The 9,768-nt window shown below is 53.8% G+C and carries 3 protein-coding genes and 3 pseudogenes; 2 read left to right on the top strand and 4 right to left on the bottom strand.

The genetic code is table 11. The features are described 5' to 3' along the window. Entirely contained in the window at positions 1-3,366 is a 3,366-nt protein-coding gene (locus EM6_RS10090; protein ID WP_126422431.1) for a hypothetical protein, read from the top strand. Between the two features lie 152 nt (positions 3,367-3,518). On the opposite strand, the pseudogene tnpC (EM6_RS10085) reads toward EM6_RS10090, so the two are convergent. From tnpC (EM6_RS10085) to EM6_RS10075, 3 pseudogenes are all read right to left on the bottom strand, one after another. After that, positions 3,519-4,295, bottom strand: a pseudogene (gene tnpC, locus EM6_RS10085) (IS66 family transposase); the annotation flags it as partial. A gap of 50 nt (positions 4,296-4,345) precedes the next feature. Then, positions 4,346-5,870, bottom strand: a pseudogene (locus EM6_RS10080) (ISL3 family transposase). 263 nt (positions 5,871-6,133) lie between these two features. Continuing rightward, a pseudogene (locus tag EM6_RS10075) lies at positions 6,134-7,250 on the bottom strand (transposase). A 29-nt stretch (positions 7,251-7,279) separates the two neighbouring features. Between EM6_RS10075 and tnpC (EM6_RS10070) the strand changes: the two are divergent. Continuing rightward, positions 7,280-8,635 (top strand): IS66 family transposase, encoded by a 1,356-nt coding sequence (gene tnpC / locus EM6_RS10070; RefSeq protein ID WP_126422411.1) that lies wholly within the window; start codon positions 7,280-7,282, stop codon positions 8,633-8,635. A 279-nt stretch (positions 8,636-8,914) separates the two neighbouring features. On the opposite strand, the gene EM6_RS10065 is transcribed toward tnpC (EM6_RS10070), so the two are convergent. Continuing rightward, a complete protein-coding gene (locus tag EM6_RS10065; RefSeq protein ID WP_172961187.1) occupies positions 8,915-9,766 on the bottom strand; it encodes a rhamnan synthesis F family protein in 852 nt (283 codons plus the stop codon). Positions 9,767-9,768 lie beyond the last annotated feature (2 nt).

Raw genomic sequence — 9,768 nt, 5'->3', positions numbered from 1 at the left:
ATGGACAACCAAAGTCGTACCTGTGTCTTCACCACCTGCTTTCTTGGTGCGCCAGATCCGGTGTACGACGCCTTCTCGACCCTGGGGCACTATCTGCGTCAGTATGGCGTGGAATTGGTCCTCTTTTCATGCCGGGGCGATTTCAGCGCCTATGATGGCTTCACCTTATACCGCATTCCGTTCTCCCTGAGAGAAAACGGTCAGCTCTTTCAGCATGCGGTCTCCGCATCTGGTCCCGCTCTTTCCGGTGCCATGCTTCAGGAGCTGATGACCCTTGACCGGGAATGGGTGGGGGACGACACGCCGTTCGCGGCCGAAGTCTATATTCAAAGGGCTTTTACCTACTGGCAAAAGGCCGTGGAAATACTGCGCCCTTGCGCCGTAATTTCATGGGGGACAACAGCGCCGTTTTCCCGATTAATGATGCGCTTGGGGCAACTCAATCAGCTTCCGCTTTATGTTATGGAGCGTGGCTGGTTGCAGGACACCTTAGGTCTCACCGTACTTGGACAGGGGCACATGGCGAATATCTGTACAGATATCAGCCGTCTGTATGACGATGTCCCTGAAGAAGGTCAAAAAGAACATTGGGCCCAAATCCATAGCTATTACACCCACACCCGGCACCAGCACTATCCAAGCCATAATCAGTCAATTGCAGATGAGACGGTAATTCGCCTTCGTGAGCAGTCTGGACTCAAAATTTTATATCTTGGATCGAACGATGCCGGCGGAGGCAATTCGCTAAAAGGGGTCAATCAATCTGAACGCGCATCAACCTGGGCTTCCACCTCTTATAATGCCGCCGCAGAACTGGCCGCAGCTATTGAGCAGTTGGATATGGAGTGCCAGCTATGGATAAAGCCGCACCCTTCTACGGATTTTCGACTCCCCGAAGGAAGCCTTGGTGGACAGATCGATTATTTTCGTACCGAGAACGTTCAGCAGCTTGTCGAAATGGCAGATTTGGTCGTTACCCTAGGGTCAACGGCACAAATTTACGGTCTGCTGTACGACAAACCATTTCTCGTAATGGGAAATAGTATCCTTATGGGCCGCAGGATCGCTTATGAAGCCCTGTCCCGTGAAGACCTTCTGCCCTCCCTTAAGCAGGCCCTCGCGCGAGAAAGTCTGTCTGAGCGATTAGCCGCGGGCAAGGCACTCGTAACGCGCATGTACTTGGGCGATGTTATAGGGCTCAACAGCGAAGTGCCCACCCGCCTCAAAGTAGCAGACCTCGCAAGTTTTTTGGCACGCTTTAGAACTCTTGCCATTGATACGTCTTTAAAAATGACGGAACGTCGGGATCGCTTCGATGCTTTTACGGCGATTGCCTCTGGCGGTGCATCTAACGACGATCCTGAATACCTGAAAAAGCAATTGGTCGATCAGGCAGATAGCCTGAAAGAGCAGACGCTTCTTGTGGAAACGCTACGTACTGAGATTTCACGTCTGGAATGTGAAGTCGCTAAATACGATCAGATTGCATCTAAATTGCACGAAGAAAATCAAAAGCAAGTCGATGCGCTTCTAAGAACCGCATCTGATATGGATCATCTGCGTCAGAAATACGACACCCTTGTAAAAACATCCGGAGCGCTAGAAAGTGAAAAGCAGGCGCTTGAGCAAGAGAATATTCGACATCTGTCCGACTTGGAGGCGTTGCGGATCGATGCTGAATCGACAACAAAAGCACACAAGTTAATGCTTGCGGATGCCCAAAAGACCCATATCGCAGAACAGAAATCCCTTCAGGCGCGCATCGAAACGCTTGGGACCGAACTGCGGACAGAAACCGTGCGTCATGCCGAACGCCTCAAGGATGAGCGACAAAAAACCGAGATCTCATTTAAAAGTCAGATTGCTGATCTGAAAGCGGAACATAAGGCGCAAACCGATACCCTCAACCGTTTGGTCACCCAGTTGAAAGCTGAAGCCACTGCGCTGGAGACACAACACGCGAAAACCCTTAAGTCCCAGCAACAACGTGCCGACGACGCCGCGAAGGCACATGAAACCGCTGTGCAAAACCTCAAGGAGGCTTTCGAAAATGAACGCGCCATCCTCACAAATCAAATCGACGCGAAGACCAATGAACTCAAAGCCGCAGAGGCCGCTGCAACTCGACACCTCTCAGATTTAAAAGCGGAACATAAGGCGCAAACCGACACCCTCAACCGTTTGGTCACCCAGTTGAAAGCTGAAGCCACTGCGCTGGAGACACAACACGCGAAAACCCTCAAGTCCCAGCAACAACGTGCCGACGACGCCGCGAAGGCACATGAAACCGCTGTGCAAAACCTCAAGGAGGCTTTCGAAAATGAACGCGCCATCCTCACAAATCAAATCGACGCGAAGACCAATGAACTCAAAGCCGCAGAGGCCGCTGCAACTCGACACCTCTCAGATTTAAAAGCGGAACATAAGGCGCAAACCGACACCCTCAACCGTTTGGTCACCCAGTTGAAAGCTGAAGCCACTGCGCTGGAGACACAACACGCGAAAACCCTCAAGTCCCAGCAACAACGTGCCGACGACGCCGCGAAGGCACATGAAACCGCTGTGCAAAACCTCAAGGAGGCTTTCGAAAATGAACGCGCCATCCTCACAAATCAAATCGACGCGAAGACCAATGAACTCAAAGCCGCAGAGGCCGCTGCAACTCGACACCTCTCAGATTTAAAAGCGGAACATAAAGCGCAAACCGACACCCTCAACCGTTTGGTCACCCAGTTGAAAGCTGAAGCCACTGCGCTGGAGACACAACACGCGAAAACCCTCAAGTCCCAGCAACAACGTGCCGACGACGCCGCGAAGGCACATGAAACCGCTGTGCAAAACCTCAAGGAGGCTTTCGAAAATGAACGCGCCATCCTCACAAAGCAAATCGACGCGAAGACCAATGAACTCAAAGCCGTAGAGGCCGCTGCAACCCAACGCCTTCAAACCGCACAAAACGTGGCTTCAAAGCACCATCATGACCTTCAGACGCTGCTGGACGATCTTAAAGCCAGCTATGCAGCGGAAAGAACCGACCTGAATAAACAAATAACGTCTCTGAAACGCAGCCAGGACGCCCTTAAACTGAACCATGAAAAAGCACTTCAGCGTCAATCCATTCAATATGAGTCTCAGATTACCGACCTCAGAGTTTCATTGGAAAATTTAAGGACCTCTCATGCGGATGAGAGCAATCAACGTCAAATTCAGTTTTCTAACCTAGAGAACCAACTTGCGGAAGCCGTGGCACATCGGACGCGCCTCTCCGACGCGCTCGCTACCCAGTCACAGCTTGTAGAGAGCTATCGCGCCGGTCGTGCCAGCGATTATTTACAGTGGGCGTTCAATAAGAGTAAACGTATATAATAAATCTAAATCTGGGTAACCGTTGTTACATTAACGACGAAAATTTCACTTCGAAAGGACAATTCCCATATGAAAATAAAACACTGCATAAAATTTGGTTGATTTGCGATCATAGAAAAATAGGTAATTGCTCACGTGGTTGGCGTGCGAGGCTACGCGACGGTGAAGTTTCCGTCGACGAGGACGCGGATCGCGGCGTAAGGCATCAGGCCGCGTAGGCGTGCAGTGCCTGTGATTGAGCGATATCCCGCGTGTATGTCGGCGCCCCATTGTGAGCGGAAGCCGTTTGTCACTTTTCGGAAGATGACCGACGGTCTGATCTCTCGCTCGGAGACATTGTTGGTGGGTGGCACCCTGGGATCGGTCATGAAGACAAAGAACTTGGTCCGCCACGCCTTAATTTGCTTTTTCAGAGAGGCCCCGGCCGGATGGGCCGTTGGAATGGCGAGGATTGTATCGAGTTTGTCGTCTGCCTTGGCTGCATAGGCGCGAAGGGTTCCATCTTTCAGGTCCCCGCTTCGATGTCCAACGCGGATACACCATCGCAGATGGTCGCGTATTTTCGGGGCAAAGACCATGTCGCCGCGGTCGATGGCATATTGTACGTCGCGAAGAACGTGGGCCAGACAGACCTGGTGATTTTTGGCGAGTTCCTGCTGACCGGCATAGCGGTCGCTGATCCAAACGTCCGGATAATGGCCCGCCATCACTTCTTGCGGAACGGACTTGGCTCGGCTCGGCGCGATCTTATGAAGGACCGCCTTGTCCGAGGTGAAGCTCCATTGCCATTGGGTGATACCGCTGACGCGTGTCGTGGTTTCGTCGGACGCGACGACGCGGGCGGTTCGCAGTTGAGCGGCAATAGCCTCGCAAGCCGTTGCCATCTTGCCTTCAAGGCCCTTGAAGATGTTGGTCAAACCGCCTTCGGTGTCAACCGGCGTGGAAAAGGGGCTCTGACGCAATTTTGGTGCAAACGCGTTCAATAAACATCCACCAACCGCGCCCGAAGAAGATCGATCTTGGCGCGGCCGTACATCTGGCGCTTCACGAGCTTCAGTTTAGTGATCTGTCCCTCTGTCTGGCCGTTGGACCATGATGAGGAGATCGCCGCGCTGACTGCCGCCCGGTCCCTGGCCACGCCGTTAGCGAACGAGGTGATCAGGCTGGCTTTTGCTTGCTCGACCCAGGGGTCGAGTTCAGCCATGGCCTTTTTGCGGATCATGGTGTGGAATTTCGCAACAAGGTCGCGTGCTTCGACAAGTGACGGAACGCCGCCTTCGATAGCCGCGACGAGCAAAGTTTCCGCTTTTGACAAGGTATCTCGGCCCACTGTCATTAGCCTGGCAATGGTCCTCGCCGACGGAACACGCTGTAAGCTTTCAGCGTCGGCCTTTTCCGAACGTCGCCGCCTTGTCGCCCACTCGGTAACGACCCGCATTGAACCTTGGAAGCCTAAGGCTTTGAGACGTCGCCAAAGCTCGGCACCATTTCGATGGCCGGCCACCCATTGTTCATCCAGCCATGGCAAGTGTAGTTCAAGGGAGCTTTCACGAACGCGAAAAATGTCCGAACGTTGGCCCCGCAAGATTTTCCTGACCATACCGCGGCTATGACCGGTAACCCGGGAAATCTCTCGGATCGAAGCTCCGCTTTCCGACTGTTTAAGGATCGTGGCGTTGGTATCTTCACGTCGAAGGTAGCCTTCGTATTGGAGCCGTTCTGCGGAGGTGAGCAAGTCCGCATTGATTACAGTTGCGCCTATTGCCGCCCGGACCTGGCGCATAGATTTCCGCACGGCATCCCTGAATGCCTGGCTGGCATTCTCCATCAGATGCCAGCGATCCGCCACTTGTGTCGCTTGGGGTAGCGCCTTGGCCCCGGCCCCGCCGTAACCGCCGCCGCGATCCCGGGCGACAATGGTAATTTGCGGTTGGCCACTAAGCCACGCCTCAGCCGTTGCCGGCTCTCTGTCGGGAAGAAGTCGGATTGGTCGCCGTCGTTCCAGGTCACAGACAATCGTCCCGTAGCGCTGATTGCGACGCCAAGCCCAGTCGTAAATGCCGATTACGCTTGGAGGTACAAATGCCTTTCCGCTTCGCCGTCGAACGACGCGCAGCAATGTATCGTTGCTCACCGGAACCATCAGGCGCGAGGCAAAACTGGCGGCCGGGCGGCCTCCCAATGCCAAGCCGAGTTGGTGAACGACATAGTCGAGCCGACCTGTCCGGCGTGCCCATGGGACCAAGACCGCACTATCGTACCGCTCGGTAAAGATGCGTTGCTTGCATGAGACGAAGGCGCACCGGCCGCCCAGCCAGTGGCAAATCACCGACACGGCGACAATACCGGCTGCGGACACGTTCGGATAATGAACCGCAGCATGGACAAGCGCTGCCCCTGTTCGTCGCGCGCACCGTGACAACGGTAGCAGCACCGTCGGTCACCGCGTTAACGACCTCGAAGCCGACGGGGACGAGGTTGGAAGGTTTGAGGGCGTTTTGCATGACGTTGATTCTCAGGTGAAACCAAAGCCAGCCGACGCCCTAACTGCATCAAAATTGAGTCAGAGCCGAAAAGGGACCCACCTTTTTGGTTTGAGAGCGGCGTAGCGCGTAGCTGGACACCCGCAAAAACCTCATGAATTGATGGCTGCATAACACGCTGTTCGGATGCGGCGATGTTTCGGCGGGTCAGGATGCGCGTGTCTGGCACTTTTATTGGTGTTTCGGGCCGTGTTTTGGCCATTTGTTGCGTAAACCGGGCAGACTCATCCCATGGCTCGCCTACGTTCATGGAAGATCAGCCGGTTGAAGTTATAGGCCAGATTGGCCAAGGTGAGTTTGGCCTCAGCGCGCTTGAGGCCGATGGTGCGGATAAACAGACCCAACCGGTTCTTCTGATGCGTAAAGACATGCTCGACGTGGGCGCGGACCGAGGACTTGGCTGCATTGGCCCGTGCTATCGCCTTTGGCATGACTTTGCCTTTAGGTTTGCGCCGGTGGATACGGCTCGTCAGCATTTTGTCCGACAGCCACTTCTCGTTGCTGCGTGACCGGTACGCGCTGTCGGCCCAGACGTCGCCACTGGTATTGTCGGTCGTGACCACACGTTTCAGCAGACGTCCGTCCGCCTCTGTGGCCGACGTCACGGCCATTGACCGGATAAAGCCAAAACGCCGGTCGATGCTGATACGGGACTTATAGCCGAAGACGGGCACCGCAATCATCGGCAGGGGCGTGCCGTCCTCCCGGTAGCGGACCTACCACCCACCGTGAGCGTCCAGCGCGCGTCTCCTCGCCACTGGGCTCAGACCAGTGGCGCCTCAATGGCTCGACCTTTTGCGCGGCCTTGTTTGGCTCATCCGGCCAGATCTCCTGCGCGCTCTTTCCAGATTTGATCGCGTCCCGCTCACTTTCGCTGTTGCGCTGCTTCGGTGCCGGCACCAGTGAGGCATCGACAATCTGGCCCGACATCGGGATGTAGCCCTTCTTATGCAGTTGCCAATCGAAGGCTTTCATCACCCGCTGAAGTGTGCCCGTCTCGGTCATGCGATTACGGAAATGCCGGATCGTGTTCTCATCTGGGGTGCGATCACCCAGCGACAGGCCGAGGAACCGCATCCAACTGAGACGGTCCCGGATCATGAACTCCATCCGCGCGTCCGAGAGGTTATGTTGGGCCTGAAGGATCAGGGCCTTGAACATCATAACGGCATCGAACGACGGACGTCCGCCCTTGCTGCCATCACCGTAGCCAAGACCTTCGACCAGCCACCCGCGGAAATACTCGAAGTCCACCGCCTTCTGCAAAACCTCAAGCGGGTCGCCATCCTTGCTCAGGGCTTCAAGGTGATCGTTCAGGCTGAACAGAGACTTCGGGTCCATGACGTTCCTCCAGTGACGCTAGAAACCCAATGAATCATCCTATCCCGCCAAACGCCAATGGTTTTTGCGGGTGTCCAGCTGATCTGCTGCGCCAGCAAGGGGCTATGATCGAGGAATTGGTCCGGCGGCTGAATGACCTTGAGCGGCGCGGCGGCAAGACGCGGAAGGCTTCGAAGAACTCGCATCAGCCGCCTTCAAGCGACGGCCCTGGTAAGCCGAACCGGCCGGGTGGCGGGGCTAAGAAGCCACGCCCATCGCGTCCGGGCGTTTCGCGCCGGCTGGCCGACGATCCTGATCGGATAGAGCGCGTGTATGCTTCTGAGTGTCGCCACTGCCATGCCGATGTGTCACGGCTTTCCCAGCACATTCGGTGTCGCTACGACCATATCGAGCTGCCGCCGATACGCCCCGTAGTTACGCGGGTCGAACTCATGGGCGGGCGTTGCGGATGCGGTCGGCGTTTCCGCGCTGCCCCGCCCGCCTCGATGCCCACCGGCTCACCGTTTGGTCCTGGAATCCGTTCGCTGGTCACCTATTTGCACCATTCTCACCATGTCAGTTTTGAGCGGCTGTCGCGCGTCATGGGAGAACTGTTCGGCCTGAAGATATCCGAAGGCGGTTTGACCAACATCTTCAAGGGCCTTGAAGGCAAGATGGCAACGGCTTGCGAGGCTATTGCCGCTCAACTGCGAACCGCCCGCGTCGTCGCGTCCGACGAAACCACGACGCGCGTCAGCGGTGTCACCCAATGGCAATGGAGCTTCACCTCGGACAAGGCGGTCCTTCATAAGATCGCGCCGAGCCGAGCCAAGTCCGTTCCGCAAGAAGTGATGGCGGGCCATTATCCGGACGTTTGGATCAGCGACCGCTATGCCGGTCAGCAGGAACTCGCCAAAAATCACCAGGTCTGTCTGGCCCACGTTCTTCGCGACGTACAATATGCCATCGACCGCGGCGACATGGTCTTTGCCCCGAAAATACGCGACCATCTGCGATGGTGTATCCGCGTTGGACATCGAAGCGGGGACCTGAAAGATGGAACCCTTCGCGCCTATGCAGCCAAGGCAGACGACAAACTCGATACAATCCTCGCCATTCCAACGGCCCATCCGGCCGGGGCCTCTCTGAAAAAGCAAATTAAGGCGTGGCGGACCAAGTTCTTTGTCTTCATGACCGATCCCAGGGTGCCACCCACCAACAATGTCTCCGAGCGAGAGATCAGACCGTCGGTCATCTTCCGAAAAGTGACAAACGGCTTCCGCTCACAATGGGGCGCCGACATACACGCGGGATATCGCTCAATCACAGGCACTGCACGCCTACGCGGCCTGATGCCTTACGCCGCGATCCGCGTCCTCGTCGACGGAAACTTCACCGTCGCGTAGCCTCGCACGCCAACCACGTGAGCAATTACGGTCATTCAGCCGCCGGACCAATTCCTCAATCATAGCCCCTTGCTGGCGCAGCAGATCAGCTTGCTCTGCAATCAGCGCGTCTTTTTCTTTCTCCGAAAGAGGACGAAGCGGAGGACGAATCATAACCCCATGGATTCAGAACCCGATTCATCGCGCAACCCAAAATCCGCCAACCACGTGAGCAATTACTTTGAAACTTGTGTTTAATCTCCATCTTTATTCATGTATAACTAGTTTTAATATTCGATCTTAAATAAAATCAGAATTTATTCTAGACTGATGACGTCGTATAAGCTCAACGTCATACAACTTTTCGCGTTTTATTCTATCAAAAATGAAATCATGCTTATTGCCTATTGGATTATCTCTCATTACTTCTACCTTCAGGAAAGGTAGTCCCATTCTAAAGGCTTGACTCCAATATAATTGGACTGGATTTGGGATAGGATCGAATAATGGATGATTGCTATATATAGATCTTTTTGTGTAGACATCTATAATGTCATTATCTACAGCCACTTGCCTTATTGTATCTTCGGAAATTTCACCAAATTCGACGATGGCACCAATTTTAAATCCTCTTTGTACCGCACCTGAAGATAAACCGACTTCGTACTTTAATATCATTTCCATTTTGTCGGAAATTGGAACCACGGAATTCCAGAATTCAGAAAACGCCCCACTTGCTATGTAACCTCGCCTAAACGAGAGAAAATAGGATTGAACATGAGGAGCAAATTGTTTGTTTATACTGGCCCCCCAAATATCAGCATCTATGCTTAAGGATTTGTAGAAAAACGAACCAATATCAGTAAGGGGGCCGTACGAACTATCATTAGATATGACGATTTCATCATATTCACGCACGTTCAATCTGGAAATCCCTAACTTCCAGCTATAAAAGTCATACCCAATATTATTTCTATTTATTACTTCATCAGTTAGGAATTCTAATTTAGCAAGCTCAGCACTTGCTAGATTTGAAACGCTGACAAATATGATTTTTGAAAAATATTGCCTATATGTTCGAAGAGTGTGAAGCACATGCGCATCAACAATACTATGCTTATCGTAGTGCGCCATTACAAGTGCACGTTTCATTT

It is taken from the genome of Asticcacaulis excentricus (assembly GCF_003966695.1).
GTDB lineage: Bacteria > Pseudomonadota > Alphaproteobacteria > Caulobacterales > Caulobacteraceae > Asticcacaulis > Asticcacaulis excentricus_A.
This window is presented reverse-complemented; position numbering and strand designations above follow the sequence as displayed.